The sequence below is a fragment of the Pseudoduganella flava genome (assembly GCF_007830495.1).
Classification (GTDB): Bacteria; Pseudomonadota; Gammaproteobacteria; order Burkholderiales; family Burkholderiaceae_D; genus Rugamonas; species Rugamonas flava.
Genome location: NZ_VLKW01000009.1, coordinates 135,270 through 155,954 on the forward strand (window position 1 = coordinate 135,270; position 20,685 = coordinate 155,954).

The window sequence follows — 20,685 nt, forward strand, 5'->3', positions numbered from 1 at the left end:
GCCGGCGCTCAGCCGAATCTGGCGGCCGGCACGCCCGGCACGTCGACGCGCAGCGCGAACAGCGCGCCGGCCAGCGGGTCGGCTTCCCGTGCCGCGGCATCGAAACCCTGCCAGGCGCTGGTGACGTACAGCGTCTTCAGGTCGTCACCGCCGAACGCCACGGAGGAGGGCTGGCGCACCGGCATCGGCACGGTGGCGAGCAGCTCGCCGGTCGGACTGTAGCGGCACACGCGGCCGCCGCCCCACTGGGCGATCCACACGCAATCCTCGCTGTCCACCGTCATGCCGTCCGGCGACCCTTCGTCGTCCGCGAACTGGCGCCACAGCGCCGGCGCACCCAGGCTGCCGTCGGCACGCACCGGGTAGGCGTAGGTGCGGTTCAGGAAGCTGTCGTTGTGGTACATCGTTCCGCCGTCCAGGCTGAACGTGGGGCCGTTGCAGATATGGTATTCGGGCAGCGCGACGTGCAGGCTGCCGTCCGGGTCGAGCCGGAACAGCTTGCCGTCCGGTCGGCTGACGTCGTGCGCGTTCATCGAGCCGGCCCAGATGCGGCCGGCCGCATCGGCCTTCGCGTCGTTCAGGCGGATGCCGGTGTCGGCGCCGGGCAGCTGGTGCAGGTACTCGAAGCGCACTTCTGGTTCGAGCCACAGCCGCACGATGCCGTCGCGCAGGCCGGCCATCCAGCCGTCGCCGTCCTGGCGCGGCACCAGCCAGCACACGTAATCGGGCAGCGGCCATGCATGTTGCGCGCCGCTGGCGGGGGCCAGCGCATGCAGCGTATTGCCGACGAGGTTGACGAAATACAGGCGCTTCTGTTCGGGGATCCACACGGGGCCTTCGCCCAGTTCGGCACCCAATGGCCACAGGCATTCAGGGGTCATAGCAAGGAGGCGGGTTGAACGAAGCACTACCTTACCGGAATTCACGTGGAGCCGGTAGCGGCGCGCGCCGGTCGATTGGAAAAGTGATCGCAGGGGGCAATCAGGTTATCGGTCGTCATGCCATCTGCCTCTGCGTGCGGTTCCGCTCCGCCTGGACAAAGGCTTCGCGCACGACCTGGCGCAGCTCGTCGTCGTCCCACGGCTTGCTGAGGAATTTGTAGATCGCGCCCCGGTTGATCGCCTGCTGGATGGTGGTCAGGTCCGCATAGCCCGACAGGATCATCCGCACCGTGTGCGGATACAGGTCGCGTGCACGCGCCAGGAATTCGGTGCCGTCCATCTGCGGCATGCGCTGGTCGGACAGGATCACCTGCACGTCGTTGACGGACAACAGTTCCAGCGCCTGCCGCGCGCTGGTGGCCAGCAGTGTCCGGTAGCCCTCGCGCCGGAATGCCCGTTCCAGCGCGTGCAGCACGCCCGGTTCGTCGTCGACCAGCAGCAAGGTGCGGGCCGGCCGCGGCGGCACCGCCACCGCGGCCAGCATGCGCTGCTCGAGCAGCAGCACCGCCAGTTCGTCGACCGGCAGCGGGCGGCTGAACAGGTAGCCCTGGATCTTGTCGCAACCCATGTCGCGCAGGAAGGCCAGCTGGCCCTCGGTCTCGACCCCTTCGGCCACGACGACCAGGTTCAGGCCATGCGCGAGCGCCGTCGTGGCGCGTGCGATGGCCGCGCTGCGCGGATCGGTCACGATATTCTTGACGAAGGTCTGGTCGATCTTCAGCTTGTCCAGGCGGAAGCGCGACAGGTAGCCGAGCGACGAGTAGCCGGTGCCGAAGTCGTCCAGCGAGATCGACACGCCCATCGCCGCCAGTTCGTTCAGCTGCATCTGGGTTTGCTCGCTGTTGTGCATCATGACGCTTTCCGTCAGCTCCACCTCCAGCCAGCGAGGCGCCACGCCGTTTTCCTGCAGCGCCTTGCGCACCACCGCGGGCACGGTTCCCATTGCGAACTGGCGCGCCGAGACGTTGACGGCAACCGTCATCGGCGGCAGGCCCTTGGTGTGCCATGCCTTCATCTGCCGGCACGCTTCCTCGATGACCCAGTTGCCGATGTCGAGTATCAGGCCGCTGTCCTCGGCCAGCGGGATGAAGTCGCCGGGCGGCACCATGCCCAGCTCCGCGCTCTGCCAGCGCAGCAACGCCTCGACCCCCGTGACGCGGCCGTCCGCCAGCGCCACTTGCGGCTGGAAGTACAGGCGCAGTTCGTTGCGCTCGACGGCGTGGCGCAGGTGGACCTCGAGCGACATCCAGCGCAGCGCGTGGGCGTTCATCTCGCCGGTGTAGAAGTGGAAGTTGTTGCGGCCGTTGTCCTTCACGTGCGACAGCGCCACGTCCGCACCCGTCAGCAGCGCGCCCGGCGTCAGGCCGTCGCGCGGCGACATGCTGATGCCGACGGACGTCGTCACGTACAGGTCCTGGCCGGCCAGGTGGACCGGCTGCGCCACCTGTTCCATCAGCTTGCGCACGATGACGATGATGTCGTCGACGCCCTGGAAGCGCGTCAGCACCATCGCGAATTCATCGGCGCCAAGGTGCGCCAGCGTGTCGCCGGGCGGCACGATGCGCGCCGCGCGCGCCGCCATCTCCTGCAGCAGCGCGTCGCCGGTGGCATGGCCCAGCGCGTCGTTGATGCGCTGCAGCCGGTCGATGTCGAACAGCAGCAGCGCGACCTGGTTGCCGCCGTGCTGCGCGGCCGAGAGGGCCAGCTGCAGGCGGTCGTTCAGCAGGTTCCGGTTCGGCAGCAACGTCAACGGATCGTGGTTGCTGAGGAAATCGACCTGGGTATGCGCTTCCTTCAGCGCGCTGATATCGCTCGACACGGAGACGTACGCGCACACCTGCTCGCGCTGGTCCTTGACGACGTTGATGCGGATCCGCTCCGGATACACCTGGCCGTTCTTGCGCCGGTTCCAGATCTCGCCGGCCCACTGGCCCTGCGTCTCCAGGCTGTGCCAGATGGCGCGGTAGAACGCGCTGTCGTGGCGGCCCGAGCGCAGCAGGCGCGGATTCTGGCCGATCACTTCGCGCTCCGTGTAGCCGGTGGTCTGCTCGAAGGCGGGATTGACGGCGATGATGTTCGCGTGCGCGTCCGTCATCGTGATGCTGTCCTGGGTACTGTCGAACACCTGGGCCGACAGGCGCAGGCGCTCCTCGAGCGCGCGGCGCGCCGTGGTGTCGCGCAGGATGCTCGTGAAGATCGCCTCGCCGTCGACGTTGACGACGGACAGCGCCAGCTCGGCCGTGAATTCCTCGCCGCCCTTGCGCTTCAGGTGCATCTCGACGGTGCGTGTGCTGTACGAACGCTCGCGCGTCTTGCGGTAGCGCGACACGCGTTCGCGGTGTTCCGCCAGCGAGCGTTCCGACATCAGCAGCGTGATCGGCTTGCCGACGATCTCGTCCTCCGCGTAGCCGAACATCGCCTCGGCGGCGCGGTTGAAGTGCAGCACGCGCTCGTCCTGCGCCGAGCCGATGATGGCGTCCGGCGCCGATTGCGTCATCGCGCGGTAGCGGGCCTCGCTGGCGCGCAGCGCGGCATCGGCACTGCGGCGCGCCGCGGCCTCCATCTGCAGCTGGGCGGCATGGCGCTGCACCACCTCGTACAGGTTCATGTTTTCGTAGGCGACGGCCAGCTGCGCGGACAGCATGCGGCTGAACTGTTCGTCGGCGGCGTCGAAGCACGGCGCGCCGCGGCGGTTCGCCGCATACAGCCAGCCGTACAGGTGGAACTGGTCGCGCACCGCAAGGCCCAGCAGGCTGTGGACGGGCGGATGCCCGCCCGGCAAGGCCGGCAGGTCGCCCTGTTCGCGGCAGGCACGCAGCACTTCGCGCCGGTTCATCATCACGCCGGGGAATACGGCCCGGTCGATCAGCGCGGGATCGAGCAGCGCCGCGTCGACGCCGACCGCTTCCACGTGCTGCACGCTGTGCTCGTGCACGTCGAGGAGGCACAGCACCACGATGTCCGCCTGCAGGATCGATGCGGCGCCCTGGCAGAAGCGCGCGGCCATTGTCGACGCATCGCGTTCGCCGTTCAGGCGCAGCGACAGCTCGTGCAGGGTCGCCATCCGTTCCACCGTGGCGTCGGGACCCAGCGCGGGGCCCAGTGCGGGAGCGGGCGCCGGCGGCGGCATCACGGCGCGCGCGACCTCGCCGGGCAGGGCGGGGTAGGCGTGCTCCAGGCCCAGTTCGTCGTTGATCGCGTCCAGGATCGCCGGCGGCTCGGCCGGTTTCGGGAGCACGGTGCGCACGCCGCAGGTGGCCGCCATTGCGCGCAGCTCCGGCATCGAATAGGTGGCCGAGAAGAAGATCACGGGCGTGCCGGCGATGTCCGGCGACGCGCGCAGGCGCTGCACGAACTCGTAGCCGTCCATCGTGGGCATCAGGATGTCGGTGATGACGAGGTCCGGCCGATGACGCAGGCACAGCTCCAGCGCCTGGGCGCCGTCGGCGGCTTCCAGTGCCGTATGCGGGGTGAAGCCCAGCAGGGTCAGCAGGTAATCACGGTTGGTGGGACGGTCGTCGACGATCAGTATGGTGGCCATGGTGCCTTTTCGACAATGCGCTCCATTGTTGTGAAATCATGCTACTCCGCCACCCGGGCGGCGGGCGCACGGATGTTGCCCGCCTGGCGATCATATGCCGCACGGTAGAGTTCGCCTATTTGTTTGTTGGTTCATCAGGCAACGCGACAGCCCGGGTGGCCGAAATGGCCGGCGGACGGCGATTGTTCCGATACTGCGCGACAAATCCTTTAAAATAGAGGGTTAGGAAACACGCTAAGGATTCAATACATGTCTATCTCCAGCACCGAAGAAATCGTCGCCGAGTTGCGCGCCGGCCGCATGGTGATCCTGGTCGATGAAGAAGACCGCGAGAACGAGGGCGACCTGGTGCTGGCGGCGGATTTCGTCACGCCGGAAGCCATCAACTTCATGATCCGCTATGCGCGCGGGCTCGTTTGCCTGACGCTGTCGGAGGAAATCTGCGACCGCCTCGAGCTGCCGATGATGACGAGCCGGAACGGCACGTCGTTCGGCACCAACTTCACCGTGTCGATCGAGGCGGCGGAAGGCGTCACCACCGGCATCTCGGCGGCCGACCGCGCCCGCACGATCCAGGTGGCTGTCGCGAAGGACGCGAAACCGGACGACATCGTCCAGCCGGGCCACATCTTCCCGCTGCGCGCCGTCAAGGGCGGTGTGCTGATGCGCGCCGGCCACACGGAAGCGGGCTGCGACCTGACGGCGATGGCCGGGCTGACGCCGGCGTCCGTCATTTGTGAAATCGTCAAGGACGACGGCACGATGGCGCGCCTGCCGGACCTGCTGGAATTCGGCAAGGAGCACGGCCTGAAGATCGGCACGATCGCCGACCTGATCCACTACCGCAGCCAGAAGGAGTGCATGGTCGAACGCGTGGCCGAACGCGAGCTGCGCACGACCCACGGCGACTTCCGCATGATCGCGTTCCGCGACAAGCCGAGCGGCGCGGCCCACCTGGCGCTGGTGCACGGCACGATGTCGCCGGAGCGCGAATCGCTGGTGCGGGTGCACCAGCCGGTGTCGATCCTGGACCTGCTGGAGACGGAAGCGACGACGCACTCGTGGAACGTGTCCGCTTCGCTGAAGGCGATCAAGGCGTCGCCGCAGGGCGTGATGGTGCTGCTCAATTGCGGCGAGACGGCCGAGCAGCTGTTCGGCCAGCTGGCCGCCCTGAACAAGGACGCCAGGCCGCAGGGCCGCGCCGCCAGCATGGACCTGCGCACCTACGGTATCGGTGCCCAGATCCTGCGCGAGATCGGCGTGCGCAAGATGAAGCTGCTGGCGAGCCCGCGCAAGATGCCGTCGATGACGGGCTTCGACCTGGAAGTGACCGGCTACCTGGCCAAACCCGAAGCGTAACCCATTCCACTATTGAAGAAGAGGCTAGTCATGACCGTAGGAACCTACGAAACCAACCTGAACGGCGAAGGCCTGCGCATCGGTATTGTCCAGGCACGTTTCAATGAAGACGTGTGCCATGGCCTGCTGTCGGCATGTCTGGCCGAGCTGAAGCACCTGGGCGTGGCGGACGAGGACGTGCTGCACGTGACCGTGCCGGGCGCGCTGGAAATCCCGCTGGTGCTGCAGAAGATGGCCGAATCGGGCCAGTTCGACGCGCTGGTGGCATTGGGCGCCGTGATCCGCGGCGAGACCTATCACTTTGAACTGGTGTCGAACGAATCCGGCGCGGGCATCACCCGCATCGGCCTGGACTTCGGCATCCCGATCGCGAACGCCGTGCTGACGACGGAAAACGACGAGCAAGCCGAAGTGCGCATGGCCACCAAGGGCGCCGACGCGGCCCGCGTCGCCGTCGAGATGGCGAACCTGTCGATCGCGCTGGAAGAGCTGTACCAGGACACCGGCGACGACGAGTAATACTGAAGGAACTGAAGATGAATGACAAAACCGTGCACGCCAACCCCAGCAAGAACCGCACCCCGCGCCACCGCGCCCGCGAGTTCGCGCTGCAGGGCCTGTATCAATGGCTGCTGAACAATGAACCGGCGAAGACGGTGGTGAACAACATCCGCGCCGCCCACGGCTTCGACAAGGCGGACGGCGACTTCTTCGCGGCGCTGCTGTACGGCACGATCGAGCAATCGATCGAGTTGCGCGAAGCGTTCGCCCCGCTGGTCGACCGCGGCATTTCTGAGCTGTCGCCGATCGAACACGCCGTGCTGCTGCTGGGCGCGTACGAGCTGAAGAACCACCCGGAAATCCCGTACCGCGTCGTCATCAACGAGGCGGTCGAGCTGACCAAGTCGTTCGGCGGCATCGACGGCCACAAGTACGTCAACGGCGTGCTGGACAAGCTGGCCCCGAAGCTGCGCGCCGACGAGGTCGCGGCGGACAAGAAGCGCTGATATCTCTAGATAGTCGCTGCGAAGCCACCTCCGGGTGGCTTTTTTGTTGCCTGAATATGGGCAGCCCGCCGAAGCGGACAGATCCCATTTTTGGGAAACATTGCATGACAACCGGCGACTGTCCCTTGACAAGTGCGGCAGCGGCAAGGGAGCGCATACTCCTGAGTGCTGCTGTGCTCGTGTCCCCTGGTGCCAGGCACTAAAGGACACAGCCTCGGCAGCAATGTCCCCTCGTGCCTGGCACCAGGGGACACAGACTGAGCCATTCGGATCGGTTTTTCAGGCAATAAAAAAGCCACCGCAAGGGTGGCTCGGACTCTGGCAAGCGGTGGTGGGTTACAGGCCGGCCAGCTGGTCGTGGTTCGGGTCTTCGGCCTGCTTGGCCGTTTCCGGCTGCGGCTTCGCGCTGGCGGTCACGGTGGCCGGGGCGGGGGGCGCCGGCGGCGTGAACGTCGGCACCTTCTTGCCGGCGGAGACCTGCTTCAGGCGGCGGTATTCGGCCAGCACGCGCGAGCCGTAGCCGTCGTCCGTCTCGAAGGCGGCGGCGCCGACATAGGTTTTCAGGCCCGCTTCGACGGAGCCGCCGCGCGTCACGTAATCCTTCAGGATCAGCGAGCCGACGCGGATGTTGGCCACCGGGTTCAGCGCGGCCTGGACGCCGCCCATCTCCTGGAATTTGTCGTGGTGGACCTTCGACATCACCTGCATCAGGCCCTGCGCGCCCATCGGGCTTTCCGCGAACGGGTTCAGGCCGGATTCGATCGCCATCACGGCGAGGATCAGGAGCGGGTCCAGCTTGATCTCGCGAGCCGTCATGTAGGCGGTGGAGACCAGCATGTTGGCCGCGTCGTTGGCCACGCGGTAGCGCTTGGACAGCCAGTCCGTCACCCATTGCTGCTGCTTGCGGGTGCCCAGCAGCGCCTTTTCCTCGGCGGCGGTGAGGGGCTTGCTGTCGGCCGTGACGGACGGGGCTTCCATCAGCTCGTGCAGCGGCGGCGCCGTGACGGTAGCGACGGGTGGCAGTTGGGCCGGCTCTTCAGCCAGCGATTTGGACACCGCGCGTGCCAGGTCGGGACGGGCCCACAGGACGGCGATGGTGACAATGGCGGTAACGCCGAAGATCGTGAAAGCGTGCTGTGCAGTGGTAAAGATGCTGCGCAAGGTGATGCGCTGCGCGCCGAAGCGCGCGACTGGTCCGGAGGCCAGCGAGCGGGCGGCAAAGGCCAACCCAGTGAAACGTGTAATCATAGAACTCCCTGCAATGTCCGTAAAAGCATGCCCACACCGCGCGCGAACGCGTGGCACCGTAGCTGTGCAATTGCCGTGCATCAGATTTGTTTATCGTCCGCCGCCGCCGGGAAGCGCGCTTGCGGATCGCCTTCATTGCTTGCCAGAGCTGATCTGCTTGTTGATCAGTCGCAATACAACTTTATTCGGGGAGGTAAGGCAGACGCCTTGAGAAACACTCCTTAAAATGTTATGTGGAGCCCCGACTCCGTGAATGAATGAGTGACAATGTAAGTTGGCATTTTTGCCATGTCCTCTTCAAGTAGGACGAATTGTAGAAGCCGTTTTATATCACGTCAATACTAACGAATCGCTTCTTTATAACTTTTGGATATGGTGTTGTCGCGCAGGCATTGGCAAAAACCAATAGAATCAACAACTTGTCCGGATGACTTCACGCCCGGCGTCCAAACAGAAAAAAACGTAAAAATTGTATGAAATATTCAGATCTAAGGGATTTTATTGCCCAGTTGCAAAAAAATGGCGAATTGAAGACGATTTCGTTGCCTGTTTCGCCACATCTGGAGATGACGGAGGTGTGCGACCGCACGTTACGGGCCGGCGGGCCAGCTCTGCTGTTTCAAAATCCTACAGGTTTCGACATGCCCGTGCTGGGCAATCTGTTCGGCACGCCGCGCCGGGTGGCGCTCGGCATGGGTGCGCAGGACGTCAGTGAATTGCGCCGCATCGGCCACGTGCTGGCGCGGCTGAAGGAGCCGGAACCGCCGAAGGGTTTCAAGGACATCATGGACATGGGCTCCCTCGTCAAGGCCGTGTGGGACATGGCGCCGAAGGAGCTGCGCGGCGCGCCGTGCCAGGAGATCGTCTGGGAAGGCAATGACGTGGATCTGGGGCGCCTGCCGATCCAGCATTGCTGGCCGGGCGACGTGGCGCCGCTGATCACGTGGGGCCTCGTCATCACGAAGGGCCCGAACAAGAAGCGCCAGAACCTGGGCATCTACCGCCAGCAGGTGCTCGCCCGGAACAAGGTCATCATGCGCTGGCTGGCGCACCGGGGCGGCGCGCTGGACTTCCGCGAGCACTGCATCCGCAATCCAGGGCAGCCTTACCCGGTCGCCGTCGCGCTGGGTGCCGACCCCGCCACGATCCTGGGCGCCGTGACGCCGGTGCCGGACACGCTGTCCGAATACCAGTTCGCCGGGTTGCTGCGCGGCAGCCGTACCGAGCTGGTGAAGGCGATCGGCAGCGAGCTGCGCGTGCCGGCATCGGCCGAGATCGTGCTGGAAGGCCACATCTATCCGGACGAGAACCACCCGTCCGGCTACGAGCACGCGCTGGAGGGGCCGTATGGCGACCACACCGGCTATTACAATGAGCAGGACTGGTTCCCCGTCTTCACGATCGACCGCATCACGATGCGGCGCGATCCGATCTACCACTCCACTTATACAGGCAAGCCGCCCGACGAGCCGGCCGTGCTGGGGCTGGCGCTGAACGAGGTGTTCGTGCCGCTGCTGCAGAAGCAGTTCACCGAGATCACGGACTTCTACCTGCCGCCGGAAGGGTGCAGCTATCGGATGGCCGTGGTGCAGATCCGCAAGCAGTATGCGGGCCACGCGAAGCGGGTGATGTTCGGCGTATGGAGCTTCCTGCGCCAGTTCATGTATACCAAGTTCATCGTCGTCGTCGACGAGGACGTCGACATCCGCGACTGGAAGGAAGTGATCTGGGCGATCACGACGCGCGTGGACCCCACCCGCGACACGACGCTGGTCGACAACACGCCGATCGACTACCTCGACTTCGCGTCGCCGATCAGCGGCCTGGGCAGCAAGATGGGTATCGACGCCACCAATAAATGGCCGGGCGAGACGACGCGCGAGTGGGGCACGACGATCGCCATGACGCCGGAGGTGAAGCGCAAGGTGGACGACATCTGGCAGCAGCTGGGACTGTAGTCGCCCTTTTTCGTGGGACGGGGTATAATGACGTCTGGCGGGCCCCTGCGCATTGTGGCATGGTTTACCTGGTCAGGTCGGGAACGAAGCAGCCAAAGCCGTTCACCGCAAGTGCCGCAGATCAGGCTCGCCTCCTCATTCCAAGAAAAGCTGCCTCGGGCAGCTTTTTTTATGGGCGAATCGATCGCTATAACGGCTCAGCCTGTGTCCCTCTGGGGTCTGACCCCAGAGGGACACGAGCTGGGCCACTCACCTACGGGAGCAGGGCGGCGATGGGCTGGCTCATTCGCTGTCCAGCTCCGCCTCGCGGGGCCGGACCGACACCGTCATCGCCGGGTTCTCCGCCAGCAGCGCCGCATCCGGCTTCAGGCGGATCTGCTGTTTCGCATCCGTCATATACTGTTTGGTGCCGGCCTTGGCCTGGATCGTCACCTGGGCCGGCTGGTCGAATTTCAGGACGACGGAGCGCACCGTTGGCGCGAACATCGACAGCGCGCCCGCCATCTTGCCGATCGCGGCGTTCGACTGGGCCACGCTGCCCATCAGTGCCGCGTACTGCCACTCCTTGCCGGGCGGGACGATGGCGTTCATGCCGGGCGACACCGCCACTTTGGACTCCTTCGGCTGGTTCGTCATGATTTTCACGTCCTCGGCCAGCCATTTCGGGTTCAGCCCGACGCGCAGATTGCCTTCGCCGTCGACCGGCAGCGCCGTGCGGCCGCCGCTGTGCACGGCCGTCAGCTGCACAGTGCGCACGTCGACGTCCTTGCTGGACGGCGTCAGGTGCACATACATGTCCAGCTTGTCGCGCTCGGCGGCGGGCAGGGCGTAGAACTTGTCCAGCCGGCTGACGTCGACGAGCTTCTTGTAAGGCACCCACTCGCGTTCGGTCTCGGCGAGGGCCATGCCTTGCAGCGCGAGCAGTGACAACAGCGACAGCAAAGGGAGGGCAGTCTTCATTGGTATAGTTATTAAAAAGAAAAATCCCAGTGTAAGCGAACTGATGCTGCAAGGCTATTGTTGACCTCACGTGGGCTCGTCTGCGGTAAAATCCTGTCATGTCCTATCAAGTCCTCGCTCGCAAATACCGTCCCCGGAACTTTGAAACGCTGGTCGGCCAGGAGCACGTCGTCCGTGCCCTGACGCATGCGCTCGGTACCGGCCGGCTGCACCACGCCTATCTGTTCACCGGCACGCGCGGGGTGGGCAAGACCACGCTGTCGCGGATCCTCGCCAAATCGCTCAACTGCACGGGCCCGGACGGCAACGGCGGCATCACCGCCACGCCCTGCGGCGTGTGCGAGGCGTGCACGGCGATCGATGGCGGCCGCTTCGTCGACTATATAGAGATGGATGCGGCGTCGAACCGCGGCGTGGACGAGATGGCCCAGCTGCTCGAGCAGGCGGTCTACGCCCCGACCAATGCGCGCTTCAAGGTCTACATGATCGACGAGGTGCACATGCTGACGAACCACGCGTTCAACGCGATGCTCAAGACGCTGGAAGAGCCGCCCGAACACGTGAAGTTCATCCTGGCGACGACGGACCCGCAAAAGATCCCCGTCACCGTGCTGTCGCGCTGCCTGCAGTTCAACCTGAAGCAGATGCCGCCGGGGCATATCGTCGGCCACCTGGAAAACATCCTCGGCCAGGAAGGCGTCACGTTCGAGCAGCCGGCGCTGCGCCTGCTGGCGCAAGGCGCCCACGGTTCGATGCGCGACGCGCTGTCGCTGACGGACCAGGCGATCGCCTATGCGGCCGGCGCCGTCACGCTCGATGCCGTGCAAGGCATGCTGGGCGCGCTGGACCAGTCCTACCTGATCCGCCTGCTCGACGCGCTGGCGAACAAGGATGGCGCCGACCTGATGGCCGTGGCGGACGAGATGGCCAGCCGCAGCCTGTCGTACAACGGCGCGCTGCAGGACCTGGGCACCTTGCTGCACCGGATCGCGCTGGCGCAGACGGTGCCGGCGGCCGTGCCGGAAGACCTGCCGGAATATGCGGACATCGTCCGCCTGGCCGGCGTGTTCGATGCGGAAGAGGTGCAGCTGTATTACCAGATCGCCGTGCATGGCCGCAACGAACTGGGTCTCGCGCCTGACGAATATGCGGGCTTCTCGATGACGCTGCTGCGGATGCTGGCCTTTCGCCCCGGCGTCGGCGGCGCCGAAGGGGCGCCCGGTGGCGGTTCCGTAAACGCCCGCCCGGCGCCGGGTGCCGCGCCGGCCCGTGCCGCGATGGCGGCCGCCCGTCCGGCCGCCGCGGCCGCCGCATCAGCCATGGTGCCGGCAACGGCATCCCAGCCGGCGCCGCAACCTCCGCAAATTGCCCAGCCGGCCCCGCAGCCAGCCGCGCCGCAGGCCCCGTCGCCGGCACCGGCGCCCGCCCCGGCGGCACCCGTCCAGATGCCGGCAGCGGCACAGCCGGCACCCGCCGCGCCCCGTCCATCCGGCCCGGTGAGCCCGGCGCGGGCAGCGATCAACGCGGCGCTCGAAGCGGCCCGCGCGGCCGCGGCCGCGCGCACCGGTGCGCGCCCGCCGATGCCGCGTCCGGGCCCGGCCGATGGCGGCGCTCCCGCAGCCACGGCGCAGGCCGCGCCGCCGGCCGTTGCGCAGGCCAAGCCGGCGCCATGGGAAGAAGCGCCGGCTGCCGGCCATGCCGAAGCGGCCGTGCTGGAAGCGCCCCCCGTCGTGCAGCCGCAGGTGCGCCAGGCGCCGCCGCCGCAGGAAGAAGACGACCTGCCGCCGTGGGTCACCGAGTTTTCCGACGACAGCGCCGTCGCGGCACCGGGCACCCAGCCCGCTCAGGGCCAGCAGGGGCAGACGGCACACGCACGCGCCGAAGCGCCGCAACAGCCTGCCGCCGCCCCGGCACGCCAGCCGGCGCCCGCCAAGGCACCCTATGCCTATGTGATCACGCCCGTCGCGGAACTGGACTGGGACGGCAACTGGCCGCTGCTGGCGGCACACCTGCCGCTGCGCGGCGTGGCGCAGCAACTGGCCACGCAGGCCGAGCTGATCGACTGCCAGATGGACGGCAACGCGGCGTTGTTCCGCCTGCGCTGCCCGATCGACACGTGGCGCACGCCCGCCAACGTCGAGAAGCTGACGGCCGCGCTGTCCGAGCGTTTCAACCGCCCCGCGCGGGTCGAGACGGAGCTGGGCCCCGTGTGGTACACCACCGCGGCCGAGCAGCAGGCTCACCGCGAGGCGTGCCAGCGCCAGGCCGAAGACACGGTGCACAACGACCCGTTCGTCCAGGCGATGGTGCGCGAGTTCGGCGCCTTCGTCGTGCCCGGCTCGATCGTCGCGCCGATGACGCCGGCGCATTGAGCCGCGAATTGAGCCGCGAATTAAGCCGATTACTGAGCCCCAATAAGCCATTTCAACCAATACGGAGAAACACATCATGATGAAGAACCAGCTCGCCGGCCTGATGAAACAGGCGCAAGCAATGCAAGACAATATGAAGAAGGCGCAGGAGTCGCTGGCGTTGATCGAGGTGGAAGGCCAGTCCGGGGCCGGCCTCGTCAAGGTCGTGATGACCTGCAAGAACGACGTCAAGCGCGTGTCGATCGACCCGTCGCTGCTGGCCGACGACAAGGACATGCTGGAAGACCTGGTCGCCGCCGCGTTCAACGACGCCGTGCGCAAGGCCGAGGCGACCGCCGCCGAGAAGATGAGCGGCCTGACGGCGGGCATGAACCTGCCGGCCGGCTTCAAGATGCCGTTCTGACGGACTACCCGCGGGACACGCCGTGTTCATCGTCACGCTGACGTACCTGAAGCCGAACGAGGAGATCGACAAGCTCCTCGCCGCCCATCGCGCGTTCCTGCGCGAGCAGTACGCGAACGGCATGTTCGTGATGTCCGGCCGCATGGTGCCGCGCACCGGCGGCATCATCATCGCGCATGCGGACAGCCGCGCCGACGTGGAAGCCGTCATCGAGCTCGATCCGTTCAAGCAGGCCGGCGCGGCCAGCTATGCGATCACGGAGTTCGTGCCGACGATGGCGGCTGACGGCCTGGAAGCGTACCTGCCCGACCACCAGCCCTGATGGCGAAAGCGCTCGAATTCCTCACGGAGGCGTTGCGCCGGCTGCCCGGCGTGGGCCCGAAGTCCGCGCAGCGGATGGCGTTCCACCTGCTGCAGCACGACCGAGAGGGCGCGGCGATGCTGTCGCGCGCGTTGTACCAGGCCGTCGAGTCGGTGCACCACTGCGCGCTGTGCAATACCTTCACCGAGGCCGAGGTGTGCGAGATGTGCGCCGACGAGGCGCGCGACCGGCGCCTGCTGTGCGTCGTCGAGACGCCGGCCGACCAGATGATGATCGAGCAGACCCTGACCTACAAGGGCCTGTATTTCGTGCTGATGGGCCGCCTGTCGCCGCTGGACGGCATCGGCCCGAAGGACATCCACCTGGAAAAGCTGCTGGCCCGCGCCGCCGATGGCGTGGTGGCTGAAGTCGTGCTGGCGACGAACTTCACCAACGAGGGCGAGGCGACGGCGCACTACATCAGCGAGATGTTGAAGGCGCGCGGCCTGCAGGTAAGCCGACTGGCGCGCGGCGTGCCGGTGGGCGGCGAGCTGGAATACGTCGACGCGGGCACGATCGCCCGCGCGATGCTGGACCGGCGCAGTACCTGAATTACGCCGTCTGCATCACGTCGTCTGTATCATGCCGTATGCATCACGCCTGCGGTGCGGTACGTGAATCACGCCTGCGGCGTGGTGGCCTGCACCGGTGCGTCGTACACGTCCAGCACGATCCCCTCGGCCACGTCCTTGCCTTCCCATAGCTTGAACTTGGTGCCGGCCGACAGCTTGCGCGCGACGTTGGCGCGATCGAGGAACTTCACCTTCACGTCGTGCCACTGACCGAGCGCCAGCTCCCCTTTGCCGTGTTGCAGGCGGCAGTCGAACGCTTCGCCGTCGATGACCAGCGGGCAGCTGAACGACGGACCGGGGACGGGCTGGTCGCGGCCCCCTTCGCGCTGGGTGCGGAAGCGCACCTTGATCAATGCATCGGGCTTCATCGTGTTCTCCGGTTGATGAAGTAAGTCAAAAGAGTAAGTCAATGGGATGGAATTTCCGGAACCAGTCGGTCCAGCTGAGCCGTGGTGAGCAGCACGGCGCGGATGCCGCGGTCCACGACCACTTCCGCCTCAGTAGGGTAATCTACACCAACTCGCACGCAAACGATCGTATACGGCCCATCCTCGAACGCGGTTTGCGCCATATCGGCATAGCGGATCGCCTCCAACCATGACAGGGTGAAATATTTCAAAATAATGCCCGGTGGATTGCGCAAGCACCCGTGGCGATAGCTATCCGCGAGCTCGGCCGGCCGGACAGCCCGGTACAGGTGAACGCCATGGCGGCGTGCGCTGTTCACGGCAGGGCCCGCGCATCGGCGGCCAGCGCGCCTTGCAGCATCTGCGCAATCGCTTCCTGCGCCGACGGGCGGCCCAGCAGGTAGCCCTGCGCCATGTCGCAGCCGTACTGCTCCAGCAGCGCGAGCTGCTCGTCCGTCTCGACGCCTTCCGCCACAACGGCCATCTTCAGCCCGTGCGCCATCGCGATGATCGCGCGGGTGATCGCGGCATTCTCGGAGTCCTGCGGCAGGCCGCTGATGAAGCTCTTGTCGATCTTCAGCGCGCGCACGTCGAAGCGCTTCAGGTAGTTCATCGACGAGTAGCCGGTGCCGAAGTCGTCGATCGACAGGTAGACGCCGATCGCGCGCAATTGCTCCAACGTAGCCAGCGTGGCCAGCGCGTCGTCCATCAGCGTGCCCTCCGTCAGCTCCAGTTCCAGCAGGCGCGGGTCGAGGCCCGTGTCGTTCAGCACCGAGAGCACCGTCTGCGCCAGGTTCTCGTCCTTGAACTGGCGTGCCGACAGGTTCACCGCCACGCGCACGGCGCGGCCGCATTGCTGGTGCCAGGCGCGCGCCTGCCCGCACGCGGTACGCAGCACCCATGCGCCGATCGGCACGATCAGGCCCGTTTCCTCGGCCAGCGGGATGAAGTCGTTCGGCGGTATGATGCCGTGCTCCGGATGGCGCCAGCGCACCAGCGCTTCGACGCCCACGAGGCGGGTGCTGCGCACGTCCACCTGCGGCTGGTATTGCAGGTACAGCTCGTCGTTCTGCAGCGCGCGGCGCAGGCCGACTTCCAGCTTCACGTGGCTCATGATCTGCGTGGTCAGCCCGGAGCTGTACAGCTTCGCGTTGTTCTTGCCGCAGTTCTTCGCGTGGTACATCGCGGTGTCCGCGTATTTCAGCAGCGAGGTGCAGTCGTCGCCATCCTCGGGGAACAGCGAGATGCCGATGCTGGCCGTGACGAAGATCTCGTGGCCGTCCAGGTGGAACGGCCGGCGCATCGCATCCTTGACGCGGTGGGCGACGTTCAGCGCATCCTCCACGCGGTCCAGGTCCGGAATCAGGATCGTGAATTCGTCGCCGCCCAGGCGCGCCAGGTTGTTGCCGCGGCGTTCTTCCTGGACGCCGTGCGACACGACGTCGCCCGGCCGGATCGTTTCGTGCAGCCTCTCCGACACGACTTTCAGCAGCAGGTCGCCGACGTTGTGGCCCAGCGTGTCGTTGATGCGCTTGAACGAATCGAGGTCCATGAACAGAATCGCGAACTTGCGGCCGTGCTGGCGCGAGCGCACCAGTTCGCGCTCGAGCATTTCCAGGAACGCCTGGCGGTTCGGGATGCCCGTCAGGCTGTCGCAGTAGGCGAGCCGGCGGATCTGCTCCTCGGTGCGTTTGCGTTCGCTGATGTCGCGCACCAGGCCGAGCACCTCGCCGGCGCCCGTGCTGACGAGGCGCGCTTCGAAATGATGCACAGCCTCGTCGCGCCGCAGTTCGTAGTCGACCGAACGGATCGTCTGCGACTCCAGCACGCCGTGCAGCTGCTCCAGCAGGCGATCGGCGATCGGGTGCGGCAGCACGTCGCGCACGTGCCGCCCCACGCAGTGCTGCTCGGTGAACGCGGCGCCCGGGTCGTGGCCTTCCTCGTAGTCGAGGTAGTAGCCGTCGGGGGAGAGGCGGAAGAACGTGTCGGGGATCGCCGCCAGCACGGCGCGGTTGTGCGCATCGGCGATGCGCAGCCGCGCGATCGCGTCGCTGGCGCGCAGCACGTACAGCACGCGGTGCCCGAGGATCGGCCAGTTGATCGGCTTCGACACGAAGTCCGTCGCGCCGACCTCATAGGCTTGCGTGACGGCTTCCAGGTCGTCGCCGCCGGTGACCATGATGATCGGTACCCCGGCCGCATGGCCGTGCCCATGGCTGCGCTCCTGCTCGCGGGCGCGGATGGCCCGGCATACGCCGAAGCCGTCCAGCCGCGGCATCTCCACGTCGAGCAGCACGAGGTCGGGCGCGATGCGGTCGAAGACGGCCAGCGCCTCCTCTCCGTCCCCGGCCTCGACGGCGTCGAGCCCGACCTGCGCGAGCATTTCCAGCATCAGGAGGCGCATGACCGGATCGTCGTCCGCCACCAGCACCGTACCGCGTTGAGAGGAGGTCAGTGCTGCCATTCTAGGTCTCCTTGACGAACATGGCGGCCAGGGTGCCCTTCACCGCCGAAAATTCCTGTTCCATCGCCGTCAGCAGGACAGGGGCGCCACTGGTGGTGTCGTTGCGGCCCAGTTGCTCGAGGTCCTTGCACAGCTGGGCCAGCGTGTCGGCGCCGACGTTGGCACTGGAGGACTTCAACGTGTGTGCGGCCTTGCGCATCGTTGACGTGTTGCCCGTGGCGATCGCGTCGCCCAGCGATTTGAGGTGCTGCGGCGTGTCGTCGACGAAGGCGTTGATCACGCGCTGCAAGAGCGCCTCGCCGCGGTCGGCGCTGAGCGCGCGGATCGCGTCGAGGGCGTGGCGGTTGATGGAGCCGTCCAGCGGCGCCGGTGCTGCCGGCTTGGGGCGCGCCGGTGTGGGTGCCGCCGGTGCTGCTGCCGGTGCCGCTGCGGGTGCTTGTGCCTGCGCCGGAGCCGGGGGCGCCGGCACGTCGCCATGATGCACGGTCGCGGCGCGCGGCAGTGCGATCCAGCGCGCCAGCGTCTCGGAGAGCGACGTCTGCGTGAACGGCTTCGACAGGTAGTCGTCCATGCCGGCCGCCAGGCACGTCTCGCGGTCGCCTTGCAGTGCATTGGCCGTGATCGCGATGATCGGCAGCTGGCGCGCCCGGCCTTGCTGCTGTTCGTGGCGGCGGATCTCGGCGGTGGCGGCCATGCCGTCCATCACGGGCATCTGGCAATCCATCAGCACGGCATCGAATTCGGCCGCCTTCACGGCGGCCAGCGCTTCTTCGCCATTGCAGGCGCGGGCCACCTCCAGGCCCAGCCCTTCGAGCATTGCCGACGCCACTTCGACATTCACCGGATTGTCTTCCGCCAGCAGCACCTTGTGGCGCCGCCGCGCCGGTGCGCGGGGCACGGGCTGCGGCGGTTGCAGTACCTGCATGGCCGGGATCAGCGGCGCCTGTAAAAAATGCGGCGGCGGCGCGGCCGCGGTGCGCACCCCTTCGCTGGCGCGCAGCGGCGTGACGATGCAGTCGTACAAGTCGCTCTCGCGGGCCGGCTTGATCAGCTGGAAGGCGACGCCGGCCTCGCGCCGCTGCACCGTGTCGGCCGCGTTGCGTTCGGTCGACAGCAGCAGCAGGCGCACCGGCGCCAGCGCGGGGTCCGCCTTGATCTCGGCGGCCAGCGACAGGCCGCTGATCTGCGGCAGTTCCATGTCCAGCAGCGCCACGTCGTACGGCTGGCCGCAGGCGAGGGCGGCGCGCAGCAGGCGCAGGCCTTCGTCGGCCGTCGTCGCGCTGTCGCACTTCAGGTGCCAGCGCGCCAGCAAGCCTTCCAGCGTGGTGCGGCTGTCCTCGTGCGGGTCGACGACGAGGGCACGCAAGCCCTTCGTCGTTTTCTGGTTGAACGACGCTTCGTCGGCATCGACGCGGCGCTTGTCGAAGCGCACCGTGAACCAGAAGACCGAGCCGCGCGTCAGCGCATTCTCGACGCCGATCGTGCCGCCCATCAGCTCCACCAGCTGCTTCGAGATCGCCAGGCCCAGGCCCGTGCCGCCGTGCTTGCGCGTGGTGGAGCCGTCCGCCTGCGAGAACGAGTCGAAGATGCGGCCGCGCGCCTCGCGCGATACGCCGACCCCCGTGTCGTGCACCTCGACGCGCAGGCCGACCGCCTGGGCATCTTCGCTGGTGACGTTCACCTTCACCATGATGCGGCCCGTGTCGGTGAACTTGATCGCGTTGCCGAGCAGGTTGACGATCACCTGGCGCAGCCGGTTCGGATCGCCGACGACGGCCACCGGGATGTCGTGCGCGATGGCGAAGTCCAGGTCCAGCCCTTTCACCTGCGCCTGTGGCGAGAACACGTAGTCGATGTCGTCGAGCAGTTCGCGGAAGTTGAAGTGGATGTACTCGACCGTCAGCTTGCCCGCTTCCACTTTCGAGAAATCGAGGATGTCGTTGATGATGATCAGCAGGTGCTCGCCGGAGCGCTTGACCATGCTGGTGTAGTGGCGCTGCTGTTCCGTCAGGTCGGTCGCCAGCAGCAGCTCCGTCATGCCCAGCACGCCGTTCATCGGCGTGCGGATCTCGTGGCTCATATTGGCCAGGAACGCGCTCTTCGCCTGGCTCGCCGCCTCGGCCGCGTTCTTCGCCTTCTCCAGCTGCTCGGTGCGCACGCTGACCTGCCGCTCGAGCTGGTCGCGGTACTGGGCCAGCTTGGTGTCGCGGTGCTCGATCTGCGCCAGCATGTCGTTGAAGCTGTCGATCAGCGTGCCCAGTTCGTCGCTGCGCTGGTGCTGCACCTGGCCGTAGGTCTGGCTCGTCGACACCCGCTGCGCGGCCGCGATCAGTTCTTCGATCGGGTGCGCGATGCTGCCCTTGAAGCGCCCGGCCAGCACCAGCGCGACGACGAACGACACGGCGGTGGCGGCCGTCGTGATGCCCAGGCTTTTCAGGATGCCGAGCCACATCGGTCCCTGGCTCACCTCGATCATCACCGCCCCGATCAGGTGGCCGGCGGCGTGCACGGGGCGCAGCACGCGCATGGCGGACGCGAACGGGTGGAGCGTGCGCGGCGCCGACTCGGTGCTCGCCAGCTGCGTCATCGCGGCGGTACCGAGCGCCGGTACGGAATCGTCGCCGCGCGCCGGATAGGTGGCGAACGGCTTGCCGTTGCGGTCGTACAGCACGGCCTGCGTGATGTCGTCCTGCACCGCCAGCGCGGCCAGGGCCTGCGTCGCGGTCACGCGGTCGGCGAACAGCAGTGGCGCGACGCTGTTGACGCCGATGACGTCCGCCAGCGACGTGACCTGCTTGGCCTGGTTGTCCGTGTGGGACAGGATGGAGGTCAGGGCGAAAGCGGCAAAGACCAGCAGCAGCGCGCTGCCGGTCGACAGCACGGAGATGATGGTCAGTTTCCTGGAGAGGCCCGAACGTTCGAAGTTAATCATGTCCGCCGCCGTTAAAGGATTCCATCCGGAAAACTCTAACTGTTCAGAACCCCGACACTTTGATCTTTATCTAGCTTTCCAGTCGTAAACTTGTTCAGTGAGGAAAGCACAACGCCCGCCGCCCGTCGCGCCCACACAACAAAAGCGTTGCAAATTGCAT

General features: G+C 66.6%; 16 protein-coding genes and 1 other RNA gene. 9 read left to right on the top strand and 8 right to left on the bottom strand.

Annotated features, from left to right (window positions below):
- Window positions 1-8: 8 nt before the first annotated feature.
- On the bottom strand, window positions 9-881 hold the full coding sequence (locus IP92_RS21525) for an SMP-30/gluconolactonase/LRE family protein (RefSeq protein WP_145878969.1): 873 nt from the start codon (window positions 879-881) through the stop codon (window positions 9-11).
- Window positions 882-996: 115 nt separating this feature from the next.
- Window positions 997-4,482, bottom strand: coding sequence for an EAL domain-containing protein (locus IP92_RS30270; protein WP_145878972.1), 3,486 nt, complete (start codon window positions 4,480-4,482; stop codon window positions 997-999).
- Window positions 4,483-4,731: 249 nt separating this feature from the next.
- On the opposite strand from IP92_RS30270, the gene ribBA reads away from it, so the two are divergent.
- From ribBA to nusB, 3 genes are read left to right on the top strand one after another with little or no spacing between them, the layout of a single operon-like run.
- On the top strand, window positions 4,732-5,841 hold the full coding sequence (gene ribBA, locus IP92_RS21535; protein WP_145878974.1) for a bifunctional 3,4-dihydroxy-2-butanone-4-phosphate synthase/GTP cyclohydrolase II: 1,110 nt from the start codon (window positions 4,732-4,734) through the stop codon (window positions 5,839-5,841).
- A gap of 30 nt (window positions 5,842-5,871) precedes the next feature.
- Window positions 5,872-6,360 carry a 6,7-dimethyl-8-ribityllumazine synthase gene (gene ribH / locus IP92_RS21540; protein ID WP_145878976.1) on the top strand — a complete coding sequence of 163 codons (489 nt, stop codon included), beginning with the start codon at window positions 5,872-5,874 and terminating at the stop codon, window positions 6,358-6,360.
- A gap of 17 nt (window positions 6,361-6,377) precedes the next feature.
- On the top strand, window positions 6,378-6,848 hold the full coding sequence (gene nusB, locus IP92_RS21545) for a transcription antitermination factor NusB (protein ID WP_145878990.1): 471 nt from the start codon (window positions 6,378-6,380) through the stop codon (window positions 6,846-6,848).
- 336 nt (window positions 6,849-7,184) lie between these two features.
- On the opposite strand, the gene IP92_RS21550 is transcribed toward nusB, so the two are convergent.
- Window positions 7,185-8,096, bottom strand: a complete 912-nt coding sequence (locus tag IP92_RS21550; protein WP_145878993.1) for a lytic transglycosylase domain-containing protein — start codon at window positions 8,094-8,096, stop codon at window positions 7,185-7,187.
- A gap of 473 nt (window positions 8,097-8,569) precedes the next feature.
- Between IP92_RS21550 and ubiD the strand changes: the two genes are divergently transcribed.
- Both ubiD and ffs read left to right on the top strand, forming a co-directional pair.
- A complete protein-coding gene (ubiD, locus tag IP92_RS21555; protein ID WP_145878994.1) occupies window positions 8,570-10,054 on the top strand; it encodes a 4-hydroxy-3-polyprenylbenzoate decarboxylase in 1,485 nt (494 codons plus the stop codon).
- A 36-nt stretch (window positions 10,055-10,090) separates the two neighbouring features.
- An RNA gene (gene ffs / locus IP92_RS21560) (signal recognition particle sRNA small type) lies at window positions 10,091-10,189 on the top strand.
- A gap of 147 nt (window positions 10,190-10,336) precedes the next feature.
- Here ffs and IP92_RS21565 read toward each other — a convergent pair.
- Window positions 10,337-11,014 (bottom strand): hypothetical protein, encoded by a 678-nt coding sequence (locus IP92_RS21565; protein ID WP_145878996.1) that lies wholly within the window; start codon window positions 11,012-11,014, stop codon window positions 10,337-10,339.
- Between the two features lie 98 nt (window positions 11,015-11,112).
- Here IP92_RS21565 and IP92_RS21570 point away from each other — a divergent pair, with 98 nt between their 5' ends.
- The 4 genes from IP92_RS21570 to recR all read left to right on the top strand — a co-directional run bounded on the left by IP92_RS21570 (window position 11,113) and on the right by recR (window position 14,701).
- On the top strand, window positions 11,113-13,386 hold the full coding sequence (locus IP92_RS21570) for a DNA polymerase III subunit gamma/tau (RefSeq protein ID WP_145878998.1): 2,274 nt from the start codon (window positions 11,113-11,115) through the stop codon (window positions 13,384-13,386).
- Between the two features lie 76 nt (window positions 13,387-13,462).
- Window positions 13,463-13,789, top strand: coding sequence for a YbaB/EbfC family nucleoid-associated protein (locus IP92_RS21575; protein ID WP_112937853.1), 327 nt, complete (start codon window positions 13,463-13,465; stop codon window positions 13,787-13,789).
- A gap of 22 nt (window positions 13,790-13,811) precedes the next feature.
- A complete protein-coding gene (locus tag IP92_RS21580) occupies window positions 13,812-14,111 on the top strand; it encodes a YciI family protein (protein WP_145879001.1) in 300 nt (99 codons plus the stop codon).
- Window positions 14,111-14,701 carry a recombination mediator RecR gene (gene recR, locus IP92_RS21585; RefSeq protein ID WP_145879003.1) on the top strand — a complete coding sequence of 197 codons (591 nt, stop codon included), beginning with the start codon at window positions 14,111-14,113 and terminating at the stop codon, window positions 14,699-14,701. Before IP92_RS21580 ends, recR begins: the two co-directional genes overlap by 1 nt.
- Window positions 14,702-14,769: 68 nt before the next feature.
- Here the strand turns inward: recR and IP92_RS21590 are convergent, their stop codons facing one another.
- The 4 genes from IP92_RS21590 to IP92_RS21605 are packed head-to-tail and all read right to left on the bottom strand — an operon-like array spanning window position 14,770 to window position 20,525.
- The gene (locus tag IP92_RS21590; protein ID WP_145879006.1) at window positions 14,770-15,090 is read right to left on the bottom strand and encodes a hypothetical protein; all 321 of its coding nucleotides are present in this window, start codon (window positions 15,088-15,090) and stop codon (window positions 14,770-14,772) included.
- 38 nt (window positions 15,091-15,128) lie between these two features.
- Window positions 15,129-15,449: a hypothetical protein gene (locus tag IP92_RS21595; protein WP_145879009.1), complete on the bottom strand. Its 321-nt coding sequence runs from the start codon at window positions 15,447-15,449 to the stop codon at window positions 15,129-15,131.
- The gene (locus IP92_RS21600; RefSeq protein WP_145879011.1) at window positions 15,446-17,593 is read right to left on the bottom strand and encodes a putative bifunctional diguanylate cyclase/phosphodiesterase; all 2,148 of its coding nucleotides are present in this window, start codon (window positions 17,591-17,593) and stop codon (window positions 15,446-15,448) included. Before IP92_RS21600 ends, IP92_RS21595 begins: the two co-directional genes overlap by 4 nt.
- A 1-nt stretch (window position 17,594) precedes the next feature.
- The gene (locus tag IP92_RS21605) at window positions 17,595-20,525 is read right to left on the bottom strand and encodes a response regulator (protein ID WP_145879014.1); all 2,931 of its coding nucleotides are present in this window, start codon (window positions 20,523-20,525) and stop codon (window positions 17,595-17,597) included.
- Between the last annotated feature and the right edge of the window lie 160 nt (window positions 20,526-20,685).

Excerpts from the sequence above, each read along its gene's own strand:
- IP92_RS21525 (WP_145878969.1), bottom strand. The coding sequence starts at position 881 with ATGACCCCTGAATGCCTGTGGCCATTGGGTGCCGAACTGGGCGAAGGC.
- IP92_RS30270 (WP_145878972.1), bottom strand. The coding sequence starts at position 4,482 with ATGGCCACCATACTGATCGTCGACGACCGTCCCACCAACCGTGATTAC.
- ribBA (WP_145878974.1), top strand. The coding sequence starts at position 4,732 with ATGTCTATCTCCAGCACCGAAGAAATCGTCGCCGAGTTGCGCGCCGGC.
- ribH (WP_145878976.1), top strand. The coding sequence starts at position 5,872 with ATGACCGTAGGAACCTACGAAACCAACCTGAACGGCGAAGGCCTGCGC.
- nusB (WP_145878990.1), top strand. The coding sequence starts at position 6,378 with ATGAATGACAAAACCGTGCACGCCAACCCCAGCAAGAACCGCACCCCG.
- IP92_RS21550 (WP_145878993.1), bottom strand. The coding sequence starts at position 8,096 with ATGATTACACGTTTCACTGGGTTGGCCTTTGCCGCCCGCTCGCTGGCC.
- ubiD (WP_145878994.1), top strand. The coding sequence starts at position 8,570 with ATGAAATATTCAGATCTAAGGGATTTTATTGCCCAGTTGCAAAAAAAT.
- IP92_RS21565 (WP_145878996.1), bottom strand. The coding sequence starts at position 11,014 with ATGAAGACTGCCCTCCCTTTGCTGTCGCTGTTGTCACTGCTCGCGCTG.
- IP92_RS21570 (WP_145878998.1), top strand. The coding sequence starts at position 11,113 with ATGTCCTATCAAGTCCTCGCTCGCAAATACCGTCCCCGGAACTTTGAA.
- IP92_RS21575 (WP_112937853.1), top strand. The coding sequence starts at position 13,463 with ATGATGAAGAACCAGCTCGCCGGCCTGATGAAACAGGCGCAAGCAATG.
- recR (WP_145879003.1), top strand. The coding sequence starts at position 14,111 with ATGGCGAAAGCGCTCGAATTCCTCACGGAGGCGTTGCGCCGGCTGCCC.
- IP92_RS21590 (WP_145879006.1), bottom strand. The coding sequence starts at position 15,090 with ATGAAGCCCGATGCATTGATCAAGGTGCGCTTCCGCACCCAGCGCGAA.
- IP92_RS21600 (WP_145879011.1), bottom strand. The coding sequence starts at position 17,593 with ATGGCAGCACTGACCTCCTCTCAACGCGGTACGGTGCTGGTGGCGGAC.
- IP92_RS21605 (WP_145879014.1), bottom strand. The coding sequence starts at position 20,525 with ATGATTAACTTCGAACGTTCGGGCCTCTCCAGGAAACTGACCATCATC.